The organism is Agromyces cerinus subsp. cerinus (genome assembly GCF_900142065.1).
In the GTDB taxonomy this organism is placed as follows: Bacteria; Actinomycetota; Actinomycetes; order Actinomycetales; family Microbacteriaceae; genus Agromyces; species Agromyces cerinus.
This window is the reverse complement of sequence record NZ_FSRJ01000001.1, coordinates 1,278,839-1,293,096: the sequence shown is the minus strand read 5'-3', so window position 1 is coordinate 1,293,096 and position 14,258 is coordinate 1,278,839. Positions and strand designations below refer to the sequence as shown.

General features: G+C 68.0%; 14 protein-coding genes and 1 tRNA gene. 10 read left to right on the top strand and 5 right to left on the bottom strand.

Features of this window, described 5'->3' with window-relative positions; all coding sequences use genetic code 11:
- Nucleotides 1-24 precede the first annotated feature (24 nt).
- Both BUR99_RS05985 and BUR99_RS05980 read left to right on the top strand, forming a co-directional pair.
- Nucleotides 25-261 (top strand): DUF167 domain-containing protein, encoded by a 237-nt coding sequence (locus BUR99_RS05985; protein ID WP_074259345.1) that lies wholly within the window; start codon nt 25-27, stop codon nt 259-261.
- Between the two features lie 34 nt (nt 262-295).
- Nucleotides 296-1,219, top strand: a complete 924-nt coding sequence (locus tag BUR99_RS05980) for a CHAD domain-containing protein (protein ID WP_074259344.1) — start codon at nt 296-298, stop codon at nt 1,217-1,219.
- A 24-nt stretch (nt 1,220-1,243) separates the two neighbouring features.
- On the opposite strand, the gene BUR99_RS05975 is transcribed toward BUR99_RS05980, so the two are convergent.
- Nucleotides 1,244-1,867 carry a GNAT family N-acetyltransferase gene (locus BUR99_RS05975; protein WP_159440954.1) on the bottom strand — a complete coding sequence of 208 codons (624 nt, stop codon included), beginning with the start codon at nt 1,865-1,867 and terminating at the stop codon, nt 1,244-1,246.
- A gap of 100 nt (nt 1,868-1,967) precedes the next feature.
- Between BUR99_RS05975 and BUR99_RS05970 the strand changes: the two genes are divergently transcribed.
- The 6 genes from BUR99_RS05970 (at nt 1,968) to BUR99_RS05945 (ending at nt 6,852) form a co-directional block, all read left to right on the top strand.
- Entirely contained in the window at nt 1,968-2,450 is a 483-nt protein-coding gene (locus BUR99_RS05970) for a MarR family winged helix-turn-helix transcriptional regulator (protein ID WP_074259343.1), read from the top strand.
- Nucleotides 2,447-3,103 (top strand): hypothetical protein, encoded by a 657-nt coding sequence (locus BUR99_RS05965; RefSeq protein WP_084183629.1) that lies wholly within the window; start codon nt 2,447-2,449, stop codon nt 3,101-3,103. Before BUR99_RS05970 ends, BUR99_RS05965 begins: the two co-directional genes overlap by 4 nt.
- Nucleotides 3,104-3,235: 132 nt before the next feature.
- Nucleotides 3,236-3,312 (top strand) — tRNA-Pro (locus tag BUR99_RS05960).
- A 259-nt stretch (nt 3,313-3,571) separates the two neighbouring features.
- Nucleotides 3,572-3,961, top strand: coding sequence for a DUF1801 domain-containing protein (locus BUR99_RS05955; RefSeq protein WP_074259342.1), 390 nt, complete (start codon nt 3,572-3,574; stop codon nt 3,959-3,961).
- A 465-nt stretch (nt 3,962-4,426) separates the two neighbouring features.
- Nucleotides 4,427-6,115, top strand: coding sequence for a glycoside hydrolase family 3 protein (locus tag BUR99_RS05950; RefSeq protein WP_234980744.1), 1,689 nt, complete (start codon nt 4,427-4,429; stop codon nt 6,113-6,115).
- A 146-nt stretch (nt 6,116-6,261) separates the two neighbouring features.
- Complete coding sequence (locus BUR99_RS05945) at nt 6,262-6,852, top strand: thymidine kinase (RefSeq protein WP_074259340.1); 591 nt, start codon at nt 6,262-6,264, stop codon at nt 6,850-6,852.
- A 30-nt stretch (nt 6,853-6,882) separates the two neighbouring features.
- On the opposite strand, the gene BUR99_RS05940 is transcribed toward BUR99_RS05945, so the two are convergent.
- From BUR99_RS05940 to BUR99_RS05930, 3 genes are all read right to left on the bottom strand, one after another.
- Entirely contained in the window at nt 6,883-7,536 is a 654-nt protein-coding gene (locus tag BUR99_RS05940; protein WP_074259339.1) for a GNAT family N-acetyltransferase, read from the bottom strand.
- A 219-nt stretch (nt 7,537-7,755) separates the two neighbouring features.
- A complete protein-coding gene (locus BUR99_RS05935) occupies nt 7,756-9,180 on the bottom strand; it encodes a CCA tRNA nucleotidyltransferase (RefSeq protein ID WP_084183627.1) in 1,425 nt (474 codons plus the stop codon).
- 128 nt (nt 9,181-9,308) lie between these two features.
- On the bottom strand, nt 9,309-9,689 hold the full coding sequence (locus BUR99_RS05930; protein ID WP_074259338.1) for a winged helix-turn-helix transcriptional regulator: 381 nt from the start codon (nt 9,687-9,689) through the stop codon (nt 9,309-9,311).
- A 102-nt stretch (nt 9,690-9,791) separates the two neighbouring features.
- On the opposite strand from BUR99_RS05930, the gene BUR99_RS05925 reads away from it, so the two are divergent.
- The gene (locus BUR99_RS05925; RefSeq protein ID WP_074259337.1) at nt 9,792-11,210 is read left to right on the top strand and encodes an MFS transporter; all 1,419 of its coding nucleotides are present in this window, start codon (nt 9,792-9,794) and stop codon (nt 11,208-11,210) included.
- 92 nt (nt 11,211-11,302) lie between these two features.
- A complete protein-coding gene (locus tag BUR99_RS05920) occupies nt 11,303-12,727 on the top strand; it encodes an APC family permease (RefSeq protein WP_074259336.1) in 1,425 nt (474 codons plus the stop codon).
- Between the two features lie 112 nt (nt 12,728-12,839).
- Here BUR99_RS05920 and BUR99_RS05915 read toward each other — a convergent pair whose 3' ends face one another.
- Nucleotides 12,840-14,087, bottom strand: a complete 1,248-nt coding sequence (locus BUR99_RS05915; protein ID WP_074259335.1) for an FG-GAP-like repeat-containing protein — start codon at nt 14,085-14,087, stop codon at nt 12,840-12,842.
- Nucleotides 14,088-14,258 lie beyond the last annotated feature (171 nt).

Here is a 14,258-nt window from a genome sequence, read left to right as displayed (position 1 = left end):
TTCCTCCGAAGGTACGAGCGCGTGATGTACGTCACGATCCGAGTGAAGCCCGGCAGCCGCAAGGGGCCGCTCGTCGAGGAAGTCGAAGGCGACCCTGCAGCCTCCCTCATCGTGTTCGTACGTGAGCGGGCGGTCGACGGTGCCGCGAATGCCGGCGTCGTCGCGGCTCTCGCGACCCATTTCGCTGTGCCGCGGAGTCGCGTGCATATTCTGCGCGGGGAGTCGTCGCGTGTGAAGCGCGTGCGCATCGATTCGGACTGAACCGCACCGATCGCGGGGCGCCTACGATGGCCCCATGGCACACGTCGACGCGGACGATGACGTCGGTGCAGCCGTGCTGGCCGCACTTCGCGCGATCGCCGACCGCCTCGATGAGATCGAGCCGGCGGCCCTGGCCGACGAGGCCGATGCGGTGCATCGCCTGCGCACGACGGTGCGACGGCTTCGCAGCGTGCTGGTCGTCTACCGGCCGCTGTTGGAGGCCTCCTCGGTCGACGAGGTACGTCGTCGATATCGCACGCTCGGCCGGCGGCTCGGCTCGGTGCGCGACGTCGAGGTGCGGCTGCTCGTGGCCGAGGAGGCGCTGCAGGATGCCGCGAGTTCGGGGTTCTTCGACCCGGTCGTGCTCGTGCGGGTCACGGCCGGAATCGTTGCAGAGACGACCGAGTCGCACCAGCTGGCGCTCCGCAGGTTCGTGCAGCACGAGCGACTGCCGGGAGCTGCCCGGCGCCGTGCTGCGCTCGACGATCTGCTCGCGCAGCCGTTCGGGACCAGGCGGGAGGCGGCGGCTCGTCCGCCGCTCCCACCGCTCTCGCCGCTCCTCGCACGCGAGGCACGTCGCACCGCGACATGCGCATCCGGCGTGGATGCGAGCAGCGCTCCGGCGAGACTGCACGCGATGCGGAAGGCTGCTCGGCGGCTCCGGTACGCCGCGGAGGCGCTTGCCGAAGGCACCGGGGTGAACCTCGGTGGGTCGGCGCAGCGACTCGCGGCTGCAGGCGAGCGGATTCAGGATGTGCTCGGCGACCACCGAGACCAACTGCTGTTCGCCGAGTATCTGCGACGTGCGGCTTCGGTTGCGGCCCGACCTGACGAGGAGCGCAGCGTGCTCCAGGGACTCGCGGTCGCCGCCGAGCGGCGTGCGGCCCAGCGGGTCGCCGATCTGGAGCCCGCCGTGCGTGAGCTCCGCGGCGCCGAGCGCGGCCGGCTCGCGCTCTGACGCGCACCGCCTCGGAGCGCCCGGTCAGCCGGCCAGTTCGACCTGCATGATCGCGCGGTCGGGCCGGGGGCGCGCAACCTCGGTGAAGCCCGCATAGGTGAACATCGAGACCGTGCCGTGGAAGAGCGCATCGGGCGACACCTTGGCGCGGATCTTCGGGTCGACGGCGTAGGCCTCGACGACGCGGGCGCCGCCGTCGCGGGCGAAGTCGACCGCCGCTTCGGCGAGGGCGCGAGCGACGCCGCGACCTCGATGGTTTCGCGGCACGACGAAGCAGGAGACCGCCCACACGGCGTCGTCGTCGAAGTCGGGATGCTCGGTGCCGCCCTTGACGATGGTGCTCAGGCGAACCCTGGGGAGGTCGGTGCGAGGTTCGACGGCGCACCAGCCGACCGGTGTCTCGCCGTCGTAGGCGATGAGCCCGCGCCCGATGCCTGACGCGTTCAGCTGCTCTCGCAGCCGGTCGCGCAGCCCGTCGTCGCCGAACCGGCGCCAGTCGCTGCCCGGGATCTTGTACCACTGGCACCAGCAGTGCGCAGGATCGCCACGAGTGCCGAAGACGGCTTCGACATCGGTGAACGGGACTTCGCTCGCAGGGGCGACCCGGAGCCGGAGCGGCTCGAGGTCTTCGGTCACGTCGGTGATCACGATTCGAATGTAACGCCGACCACCGACATCCGCACCGGGGTTCTGTGCACTCGCTCCTGATCAATCGTGAACATAGGTAACAATGCAGTACCATCATGATATGACTCCCGAGATCACCGTGCTCGACCGGCTGCTCGAGGTCAGCGAGCTCTTCCAGAAGGACATGGCCAACGCGTTCGCCGGCACCCCGCTGACGCCGTCGCGCACCCGGCTGCTCTGGGAACTTGCCGCCACCGGCCCGTCGACGCAGCACGCACTCGCGACCCGGCTCGAGGTGAGCCCGCGCAACATCACGGGCCTCGTCGACGCGCTCGAGGCGGGCGGCTACGTCATGCGCTCGCCCCACCCGAGCGATCGGCGGGCGATCATCGTGTCGCTCGCGGCATCCGCTGAAGAATTCGTGCGCGACATGCAGCGCGACCACGCCGAGCTCTCGGCCGAACTGCTCGGCGCCGTCGCGCCCGCCGATCGCGATGCGCTGCTGCGGGGCGTCGAGGCGATCGCCGGGCGCCTGCGCGAGCTCATCGAAGCCGACGAGCAGCGCCGGGCGGCCGGCGAATCACGGGCGGCGGTGGGGGAGTGAGCACCGCGACCTCGGCGCGCGCCGAGGCATCCGTCTGGCAGCGCATCGGTTGGTTCCTGAAGCGCGCCCTGCTCATGGAGCTCAGCATCTATGCGAGCATCGGGCGGTTCGTCGCGCGACGGCCGGCGATCGGCCCCGGCGCCAGGGGGTTCGGGTTCCACAGACCGGTGATGACGATCCTGATGATCTTCATCGTGCTGTCGGCGGTCGAGATCCCGATCTTCGACCTCATCGTGCATCGCTGGCCCGCGGTGCGCATCACGCTGCTCGTGCTCGGCATCTGGGGGCTCACCTGGATGTTCGGGCTGCTGTGCTCGTACCTCATGCGTCCGCACACGGTCGGCCCCGATGGCATCCGCGTGCGCGCCGGACTCGAGACCGACATCGCGCTGAGCTGGGACGACATCGCCTCGGTCGCGCGGGGCCTGCGGGTCGACGAATCCAAGTCACCGAAGATCGTCGAGACGGATGCCTCGCGAACCCTCATGCTGCGCGTCAACAACGAGACCGATCTCGAGATCGAACTCGAACGCCCGACCATCGTGCGGCTGCCCGGGCACGGCGCCGCGGGCGGCGAGCAGGCCGTGACCGCGGTGCGCATCTGGGTCGACGACCCGGTCGCGTTCATGGACGAGGTGCGGAAGTACATCTGAGCCGGGCCTGCTCGATGCATCCGTCGGTCGAATTCGTACCCAATGGATGCCTCGCAGGCGCCCGTGTGTCACGAGCACCCCTTCGGATGCCGCTATGATGGTCAAGTTGTCTTCGGAGAAATCCGGTGGCATCGGGCTGTGGCGCAGCTTGGTAGCGCACTTGACTGGGGGTCAAGGGGTCGCAGGTTCAAATCCTGTCAGCCCGACCAGAAAGTCCCGGAAACCCTAGGGTTTCCGGGACTTCTGCGGTTTTTCCGGGACTTCTGCGGTTAAGGAGATCTGAGCCTCCCATGCCGAGCGTCGATCTCGCAGTGTTCGGGTCCGCGCAGCGATCCAATGGGCGCGCTGACGCAGTACGCCGATCTCCGCACAAGGCCGGCGCGGTCCGTCGGTGTGGGATCCTGCCACGCCTGTTAGCGACCGACTTCGGCTGTTGACTTCGCCGGCTCTCTTCGCAAGTATTCGCGCATGAGTGACAAGTCCGATTCCGAGCAGATCGACGACATCATCGCGCAGCAGAGCGGCTGGAAACAGGACGCGCTCGTCGCGCTTCGAGCTGCGATCATGGCCGCCGACCCCGCTGCCGTCGAGGTGGTCAAGTACAAGAAGCCCTCCAAACCGGAGGGAGTTCCGTTTTGGACGCATGACGGAGACGTCTGCTTCGTCGACGTGCTCAAGAGCGCGGTAAGGCTGACGTTCGCGAAGGGTGCCCGCATGGAAGGCAGCGATCTCTTCAACACCCGGCTGGACAGCAAAGTCGTCCGAGCCATCGACTACTTCGATGGAGACCGCGTGGACGAAGCGGCGGTCAAGGCGCTCGTGGCTGAGGCCGTGGAACTCAACGTCGCAGCCAGGTGACAGTGGTGACGGAAGAGCCGAACAGGTCACCCACGTCAGGCAATCGATCGCGACCTTCGCATTGCCTGACCCATTTGCACCGGCACGCGCCTGAATTCTCCATGGGTCGCAGGTTCAAATCCTGTCGGCCCGACCAGAAAAGTCCCGGAAACCTGAAGGTTTCCGGGACTTCTGCGGTTAAGCAGGTCTCGGTGAGCGGCGATTTCTTGCCGGGCCATTCTCCACTTGACCCCAGAAAGGGTGACACGGACACGAGCCACTCGATACCATCCGCGGATACGGTCACAATGGCCGGCGTGCGACAAGGAGGTCGACATGACACACGGAATCGGCAGGAGGTCGTTGATTACGGCCGCCGCCGTCATGGGCATGCTGGGATTCGCGGTGACTCCGGCCGCGGTTGCAGGCCCGGGGAACTCGGACGACGCTCCGTTCCGCGGGCGCATCGTGAGCATGCTCCAGCATATGAGCGTCGAAGAGAAGGTGGGTCAGCTCTTCGTCGTCGAGGTGTACGGGCGCGACGCCACGACTGTGACTGCCACCGCTGCCGCGAACAACCGGCGGCTGTACGGCGTCGATACTCCAGCGCAGGTCATCGACAAGTACAGGCCCGGCGGCGTCATCTACTTCACGACCCGCGGGCCCGACAACTTCGGCACTCCGACCCAGGTCGCGACCCTCTCGAACGGGCTGCAGACGGCGGCGACCGACCAGCCGGCCGGCATCCCCCTGCTCATCTCGACCGACCAGGAGGGCGGCGCCCTCGTCGCCCGGTTCGGCGCTCCGGCGACGCAGATGCCCGGGCAGATGCCGCTCGGCGCGAGCCGCTCGGCGGATCACGCGCACCGCTCGGCCGAAGTGATCGGTACCGAGCTCGCCGCGGTCGGCATCAACCAGGACTACGCGCCGGTCGCCGACGTCAACGTCAACCCGGCCAACCCGGTCATCGGCATCCGCTCGATCGGCGAAGACCCGCAGCTCGTCGCCGAGCTCGTCGCCGCCGAGGTCGACGGCTTCCACGACGGCGGCGTCGCGGCCGCCGCGAAGCATTTCCCGGGCCACGGCGACACGGCGACCGACAGCCACTTCGGACTCCCCGAGGTGACGCACACGCGCGAGCAGCTCGAGGCCATCGACCTGCCGCCGTTCCGGGCCGCGATCGCCGAAGGCGTCGACACGATCATGACCGCCCATGTGGTGCTGCGCTCGATCGACCCGAGCGGCGCCCCCGCCACGATGTCGGAGCCGATCCTCACGGGCCTCTTGCGTGAAGAGCTCGGCTACGACGGCCTCATCGTCACCGACGCGCTCGACATGCAGGGTGCCACGAGCACCTATCCGCCGAACGTCGCGCCCGTCGAGGCGTTCAAGGCGGGCGCCGACATGCTCGTGCTCCCACCCCAGATGGATGTCGCCTACGACGCCGTGCTCGACGCGGTGCTGAGCGGTGAGATCTCCGAGAAGCGACTCGACGAGTCGGTGTACCGCATCCTGCGGCTCAAGATGCAGCGCGGCCTCTTCGCGGACCCGTTCGTCGATGCCGCAGCCGCGGCCGCGATCGTCGGCGCACCCGCTCATGTCGCCGACGCGCAGACGATCACCGACGACACGACCACGCTCCTCAAGAACGACGCCGGCGTGCTGCCGCTCTCGAGCGAGCCGCGCGACGTGCTCGTCACCGGCTGGGGCGTCGCGACGACGTCGACCCTCGGAGGCACGATCGCCGCCCGTGGGCAGAGCGTCACGGTGCGCGAAACGGGGCTCACGCCGAGTGCGGCCGTGATTGCCGAGGTCGTTGCGGCGGCTGCGAACCACGACCTCGTCGTGGTCTCGACGAACAACGCGTCGAACGTCTCGGCGACGACCGGGCTGCCGACCGCGTCGGCCGCAGCCCAGCAGGCCTTCGTGCAGGCGCTCCTGGCAAGCGGCACGCCGGTAGTCGTGTCGGCGATGCGCAACCCGTATGACATCTCGGTCATGACGAACGTGCCGACGGCACTCGCGACCTACGGCTACACGGCGGCGTCGCTCGAGTCGCTCACGCGTGTGCTCTTCGGCGAGAACGACCCGGTCGGCAAGTTGCCCGTCACGATCCCGACGGCGGACCGTACCGGCGTGCTGTACCCGTTCGGCCACGGGCTCGGGTTCGACTGACGCGCTGACGCGCTGACGCGCGAGGGGTGAGTGGATGCCGCGTGGCATCCACTCACTCAGCGACGGGGCGACGCCGTCGGTCGGAGAGCGACGGGCCCGGGGCATCCGGTCTGTTCCACCTGATGACGACCTCGTAGGCTCTCTTCATGCGCAGCGTCCCGAACGGCCGCCTCCAGGTGGTCTGCGGCCCGATGTTCGCCGGTAAGTCCGAGGAGTTGCTGCGGCGCGTGCGCCGCGCGCAACTCGCCGGACTCGCCGTCGAGGTCGTCAACCACGCGCTTGACGATCGGCACGCCGCGGGCCGAGTGGCCTCGCATTCGGGGCTCAGCATCGCGTCCCGATCAGTGCCCGACGTCGGCTCGCTGGTAAAGCTGGTCGGCGATCGCGAGCTGGACCTGCTCGCGATCGATGAGGCGCAGTTCTTCGGGACGGAGCTCGTCCCGGCGGTGAGCAGACTGGTGCTCACCGGGATGTCGGTGGTCGTCGCCGGCCTCTGCGTGACGTTCGACGGCCGCCCATTCGAACCGCTTCCGGCGCTCATGGCGCTCGCCGAGGACGTCACGAAGCTCACGGCGGTGTGCACTGTCTGCGGGCAGGATGCCGCGTTCCATCAGCGGGTTCTCGCCGCCGACGTCGCGGACGCTCGCGTCGCGACCGCCGAGCATGTGGGCGGGATCGAGTCGTACCAGGCACGCTGTCGGCAGCACTTCGGCGAACGAGGCCGTCGCCCAGTGTGAAGAGTCACCCGAGTGCTGAACGCGGGAGCGTCAACGCGAGTCGCGATCTTCGTGCCCCATTTGATTCGACGGTGATCGAGGGGAAGGCGGTGGCGTTGCGTCGGGCCGGTCACGCCACTCGGTCTCGGCCAGTGCGTAGACCTCCGTGTCGGCCCAGCGGCCCTTGAACCAGATGTTCCCGACCAGGTGCGCCTCCTTGCGCATTCCGAGTCGACGGCAGAGCGCGACGGATGCCACATTCAGGGGATCCACCTCGGCGACGATGCGATGCAGGCCGATCGAGTCGAATCCCAGCCGAAGCACCTGCATCGCAGCCTCGGTGGCGTACCCCTGACCGGAATACCCGGGGTGGAATGCCCAGCCGATCGCGGCGCAGCCATGTTCGGCACGCTCGAGCATGAAGTAGAGGTCGCCGATCACGCGCGCATCACTCCGGTGTTCGACCGCGAGTTCGAGGAAGTCGCCATCGGATGCGAGGGTCGACTGCTCCGACCATTTCGCGATCCTGGCGGCGAGGGTCTCGCGATCGCGAGGCTCGTAGAGGAGGTACTCGCAGACGTCGGCGCGGGACTGGTAGGCGAGGATGTCACCGAGGTCCGCCTCACGCATGGTGCGGAGCCGGAGACGTTCGGTGAGAGATTCCTCGAACTTGAACGGGAGGCGGAAGACGGGACGCTCGCTCACCTCGCCGAGTCTAGATGGCACTCGCGGCGGACGACCGTGCACGCGGACGGAGGGCCAAGGAGTCGCAGGTTCAGATCCTGTCGGCCCGCCAGAGAGTCCCGGAACTCATGGGCTTCCGGGACTTCTGCATGTCCGCGATCGGGCGCTCCATCTCGCGCGCCGCCAGTTTCGTCGATCGATTCAGGACGCAGGTCGATGGCGGCCTTCGCTGCGGTGTCGCTATCGGTCGACGGCTTCGTACCGATCCAGCCAGAGCAGGGCACTCTGTTCGTCGTGGATGACGCCGTCGTCCTGCGCCCCGAGCGCTGCCGCGAGGATCGGCTTGAACCCCGGACCGGGCGTATACCCGCGCTCGATGAGGTGCTGACCGGTCAGGATGCCGGTTCGCGGCACCTCGCCGATGGTGGTGTCGGCCGCGACCTGCAACCACAGGTGTGCCGGGCTCGTTTTCGCTGATGGGCCGCGGCCGGCGCAGTCGGCGTCGACGACGCGCGCCCAGTCGCGGATGCTCGCACCCGCGCCGTTGGAGTCCAGACGGCGGATCAGGCGGCGCACCTGCGATGGTGAGGGCCGGTCGATGCCGACGTGCGACATGTGCTCACGCACGATCGGGAGGATTCGCATGACGAGCTGGTGCGGCGCCCCGATGCTGCGGAGGAATGCCGACGCGGGGGCGACGCCGGCGGCGGCGTGCCCGCGACTCGTGATGCGCCCGCCGGTGAGCTGCGTGTGCGTCACCTTGCCGAGATCGTGCACGAGTGCGCCGAGCACCGCCACCTCTCGGTCGGACGCGCTGAGGTCGTCTCGCTCCGCGTTCCGTGCGGCCTGCTCCGCCGCAAGGGCAAGGTGCGTCCAGACATCGCCCTCAGCATGCCAGCCCGGGTCCTGCTGGACTCCGCGGGTCGCGGCCAGTTCAGGGGAGAACCGGATCATGCCGGTGTCGGCGAGGGCCTGCATGGCGTTCGGCCAGTGCGTCCCTCGTCGGGCGAGCTTGCGCCATTCCTCCCAGACGCGCTCGGTCGAGACCACCATCCGGAGTCCGCCGGCACTCGCGATCGAGTCGGTCACGTCCTGGCACTCGGCGACCGTCTCGGGGGCGAGCCCGAAGCCGAAACGGCCCGCGAACTGGACAGCGCGAAGCACCCGCAACGGATCCTCGCGGAACGCCGAGGTCGTGTGACGCAGGATGCCGGCCTCGAGGTCGTCGGCGCCCCCGTACAGGTCGATGAGTTCGCCGTTGATCGGATCCCAGCCCATCGCGTTGATCGTGAAGTCGCGGCGGCCGAACGCCTCCTCGAGGCTGAGGCTCGAGTCGACGTGGATGTCGAACCCGCGGTGGCCCGCACCCGTCAGAGAGTCCCGGCGGGGGAATGACACGTCGAAGTCCTCACCGTCGACCTTGAGGGCGAGCACACCGAACGCCTGCCCGCGGTGGTCGACGGAGCCGAGCTTCGAGAGCCGAGCAGTGAGCTTCCGGATGTCGGTGAGCCCGTGGACTTCGATGTCCACGTCCTTGCCGGGACGGCCGAGGAGGGCGTCGCGCACGCAGCCGCCGACGAGGAGGGGCCGGCCGCCGGCATCCGCTATCGCGACGACGACGGCAGCGGCTGCCGGCGTCTGAGACACGAGGTCGATGCTGGTCACGGTTCTCCTGATCGGTGCGGCTTCTCGCCGGAGGTTCGCAGGCGAGGCACCTGTTCGGGATCGGCCAAGTGCGCCAGCTTAGAGCCGCCGGATGCCGCGCGTCGAGTGCGTACTCCGGCGATATCCCGTCATTCAGAAGGGCTCGGAACCCGGTTGAGCGACGAGCGCTGCTGTTCCGCGTACTGCGTGCCCCAGCGTGTCAACTCGCCGAGCAGCGGCGTCGCGCTGACTCCGAGTTCGCTCAGCCGGTACTCGACCTTCGGCGGCACCTGTCGGTACACCGTGCGCGTGATGAGGCCGTCCTCCTCGAGCTCGCGCAGCTGGCGGGTGAGCACGCGTGACGTCGGATCCTGCAGGAGTCGGCCGAGTTCCCCGAACCGCAGCACCTCGTGCTCGCCGAGGAGGGTGAGGATGCTCGGCTTCCAGGCCCCGCCGAGCACGGCGATCGACACCTCGGCGTCACACGAATCGGACCACTCGCGGACGATCCGTTCCGTCTTCTCCCTCATGGAGAGCTCCCTCCTGTCGGCCTCTGACAGTATCCAAAAGGTAAGTACGTGACAACTCTGTCGGTACTTGCACCTTCTGTCTGTACTTTACAGACTCGTGATGTGACTTCACCCACCGCCATCATCGATTCGCGCTCGACCCTTCGCCTCTGGCTCGCGATGGTTCCGCTGCTCCTGGGAATTCTCATCGGCGCGCTCGCGATCAGCAGCGTCTCCACCGCTCTTCCCCGAATACGTGCCGACCTGACCTTCACCGACACCGAGGGGCTCTGGTTCGTCGACATCTACTCCCTTTCGCTGGCCGCAACCCTCATCGTCGCCGCGCGGATCGGAGACGCGTTCGGTCGTAAGCGGATCGTCCTCATCGGCCTCGCGGGATTCGCGGTGCTCAACGCGGTCGGGGGCCTCGCGGACAGTGGGACCCTGCTCATCGTCATCCGCGGGCTGCTCGGTGTCGCCGAAGCATTCGTCGTCGCCGGAGTGGTCGCCACCATCGGCGCCAACTACCGGGCCAGGGAGCGCGTGCTGGCCTACGGGCTGTGGACGGCGACGTTCGGCGTGGGCAGCGCACTCGGTCCCGTCCTCGGCGGGCTGCTCTCGGACGGACCGGGGTGGCGCTGGCTGTTGCTGGGGAGCGTGCCGCTAGCGGTGCTCGCCGGGGTTCTCGCGTTCTGGCTGGTCCCGGACTCGCGCAGTTCCCGACCGCAGTCCTGGGACATCCCGAGCATCGTCTCCTCGATCGTCGCACTCGGCGCCCTCACGTTTGCGCTGCACGAGGCGCTCGCGGCGCCGGTGTCCGCCGCGGTAGCCGGTGCGATCGCCGTCGTGAGTCTCGTCTTCTTCATCGCGAGGCAACGACGGCTGAGCGAACCGCTCATCGATCTGCGACTGTTCGGGCTGCAGGGGTTCAGCCCCGCCATCGTCCGAGTCCTCGTCGCCAGCGGCGTCGCGTCCGGGTCCGTGCTGCTCGTGAGCCTGCATCTGCAGGACACGAGGGGCCAGAGCGCCGCGGATGCCGGACTCGCGATCCTGCCGCAGGCGGCGGCCATCGCGATCGGCGGGGTGGTCGCCCCGATCGCGCTTCGTTGGATGCGCGCACAGACACTCACGGTCGTAGCGCTTCTCCTGCAGGCCGCCGGCATGGGATGGCTCGTCATGGACCCGGAGCTCGTCGCGGTGCCACTGGCGTGCGTCGGCCTCGGATTCGGCATCGCTGGAACGCTTGCGGCGACCGCGTTGTTCGATGCGACCACAGACGACGACGCCGGCCAGGTCGGCGCGATCCAGGAGGTCGGCTTCGCGCTCGGCGGTGGGCTCGGCATCGCCATCCTCGGGACGATCGCTGCGGTCTCAGCCGGCGGATTCGCCACCGCCGTTCTCGTCGCGGCGATCGCGCTCGTCGCCGCGGCGATCCTCCCACTCGTGCGCCGGCGGACGGCGAGCGGTGCTCGAGCAACGCTCACGCCAGAAGCTCCTGACCACACGCCGATCGGCCCTGTGCAGCAAGTTCCTCAAGACTGAGTGCGGTTCCTCCCTCGGCCGCGTTCGGCCAGCGCAGGGGTTGAGCCGGCGAGCCGGATGTGGTCGGCTGGGTTCGGGGAAAGGGGTGCGACATGAACGACGACCCGTCTTGGACCAAAGTCGTGCAGGCAGTCGAGCCGGAGCCCGAGCTCAAGCGGGTACTCGGGCCCGGGCTGCTGCTCCTGTTCATCGTCGGGGACATCCTCGGCACGGGCATCTATGCGCTCACCGGCCAGGTCGCCGCCGAGGTCGGCGGCGCCGCCTGGCTGCCCTTCCTCCTCGCGTTCGCGGTGGCGACCGTGACCGCGTTCTCGTATCTCGAGCTCGTTACGAAGTACCCGCAGGCCGCCGGAGCGGCGCTGTACACGCACAAGGCGTTCGGCATCCACTTCTTCACCTTCATCGTGTGCTTCATCGTGATGACCTCGGGGATCACCTCGGCGTCGACGGCATCGCGTGCGTTCGCCGCGAACCTGCTCGTCGCCTTCGGAATCCCGGATGCCACGGTGTCGACGATGCTCATCGCGCTCGCGTTCATCGTGCTCATCATGCTCGTGAACCTGCGGGGCGTGAGTGAGAGCGTATGGCTGAACGTCTTCCTGACCCTCGTCGAGTTGTCGGGTCTGCTGCTCGTCATCCTCATCGGCATGTGGGCGATCGCCGGGGGCAACGCGGACTGGTCGCGGGTCGTTGCCTTCGACACGCCTGAAGACAAGGGCGTGCTGCTCGCGGTCAGCACGGCGACGTCACTGGCGTTCTTCGCCATGGTCGGCTTCGAGGACTCGGTCAACATGGCCGAGGAGACGAAGGACCCGAGCCGCATCTTCCCGAAGATGATGCTGAGCGGGCTCGGCATCGCGGCGGTGATCTACGTGCTGGTATCGATCACCGTGGTGGCGCTCGTGCCGATCGGGCAACTCGTCGGCAGCGAGACGCCGCTCGTGACCGCGGTCGAGGCCGCGGCGCCCGGCTTCCCGATCAACGACCTGCTCCCGTTCATCTCGATGTTCGCCGTCGCCAACACGGCCCTGATCAACATGATGATGGCGAGCCGCCTGCTGTACGGCATGAGTCGGCAGCAGGTGCTGCCGCCGTTCCTCGGCAAGGTCGCGCCGAGGCGCCAGACGCCCTGGGCTGCGATCCTGTTCACGAGCGCGCTCGCCGCGGGACTCATCGTCTACGTCTCACTCGACGCCGAGGGCTCGATCGTCGCCCTCCTCGGCGGCACGACGTCGCTGCTGCTGCTCACCGTGTTCGCGATCGTCAACGTGACCGTGCTGGTGCTGCGGCGGCAGCCTGTCGACCACAAGCACTTCCGCACGCCCTCGGCACTGCCGGTGATCGGGGCGATCACGTGCCTCTACCTGGTGTTCCCGTGGACCTCCGGCCGCCCGGCAGGGCAGTACGGAATCGCGCTCGGGCTCCTGGCGATCGGCGTCGTGCTGTGGATCGTCGAGCGCCTGTACACGGCCGCGCGTCGCCGTCGCGCTGAGGCGCCGACGCGGTCGACGTTCTGACGGAGTCGTGGCCTCATCGGTCGGATGAGAGAGCGCCGCCCGGATCCCGCGTTGCCGCAGGGGCTGCCCCGACGATCATCGGGGCAGCCCCTGCGAGTGGAGGCGTCCGAACTCACATCACGTGAATGAATGATCCCCAGCCGTTGCCGATCTGGATCGGCGCCGACAGGCCCGACCCGTTGTGCGGGTAGTACATGAGGTTGCCTGCCGCGTTGACACCCAGGACGTCGGCCTTGCCGTCGCCGCTGAAATCCGAGGCCCAGACGTGCTTGAACGTGCCCCAGCCGTTGCCGATCTGGATCGGGGCCGAGAGGCCCGTCCCGTTGTGCGGGTAGTACATGAGGTTTCCCTCGGCGTTGACACCGAGGACGTCGGCTGCGCCGTCACCGCTGAAGTCGGCCGCCATCACGTGCTTGAACGTGCCCCACCCGTTGCCGATCTGGATCGGGGCCGAGAGGCCCGTCCCGTTGTGCGGGTAGTACATGAGGTTTCCCTCGGCGTTGACACCGAGGACGTCGGCCTTGCCGTCGCCGCTGAAGTCGGCCGCCATCACGTGCTTGAACGCGCCCCACCCGTTGCCGATCTGAACGGGTGCCGACAGGCCCGTGCCGTTGTGCGGGTAGTACATGAGGTTTCCCTCGGCGTTGACACCGAGGACGTCGGCCTTGCCGTCGCCGCTGAAGTCGGCCGCCATCACGTGCTTGAACGTGCCCCAACCGTTGCCGATCTGAACGGGTGCCGACAGGCCCGATCCGTTGTGCGCGTAGTACATGAGGTTTCCCGCCGCGTTGACACCTAGGACGTCGGCTGCGCCATCGCCGCTGAAGTCCGAGACATTCACGCGAGGGGACTTCTCGCCTTCGTAGTCGACTCCAGCCGGGGTCCCTCCCCACTGCCAATGCCAGGGCTCGCTCGACCAGGTCTGGCTGAAACCGAAGCGACCGGCATTCGCCCGCATCCAGTCCATGTCGCGCGCCCAGATGTCGATCGCGGAGCCCCAGCCGTGAGACGACCTGCCCAGACCTGCGATCGGGACCGGCCCCTGCGGATCATCGATAAGCGCCTGCTGCATGGCCAGGTCGCGATACCCGCCGTCCGGCGAGGTGACGACCATGTTGAGCCCGATGTCTTGGCGACAGGCCGCGACCATACTCAACCAAGCACTCGCGCACGCCTTCTCGAGCGGGACGGAGCCACTGCTTCCCGGTACCCACGTGAGCGCAGAGGCAGGCAACTGTCCGTTCGGCCAATCGGCGAGTGCGGCAGGCGCCGCGAGTTGTTCGATCATTGCCGCCGCGCCCACCGCGATGGCACCGGCCAGCAGCGTCCGTCGTCCGATTCCGCCCTGAGTCTCCTGCATGACAGGCTCCCTTTCCACGGCGGAGGGTCCGCCGTAGTGCCACATCATGGCTTTCGCTCGACATCAAATAATCAGGATCAATGCTGATGCGATGTGCCGGATGCCGGGAGTAGTATCCGTTTTTCGGCCCGTTGAGGGTCTGTGCACAGCTTTCGAACCATGACCCGTTCA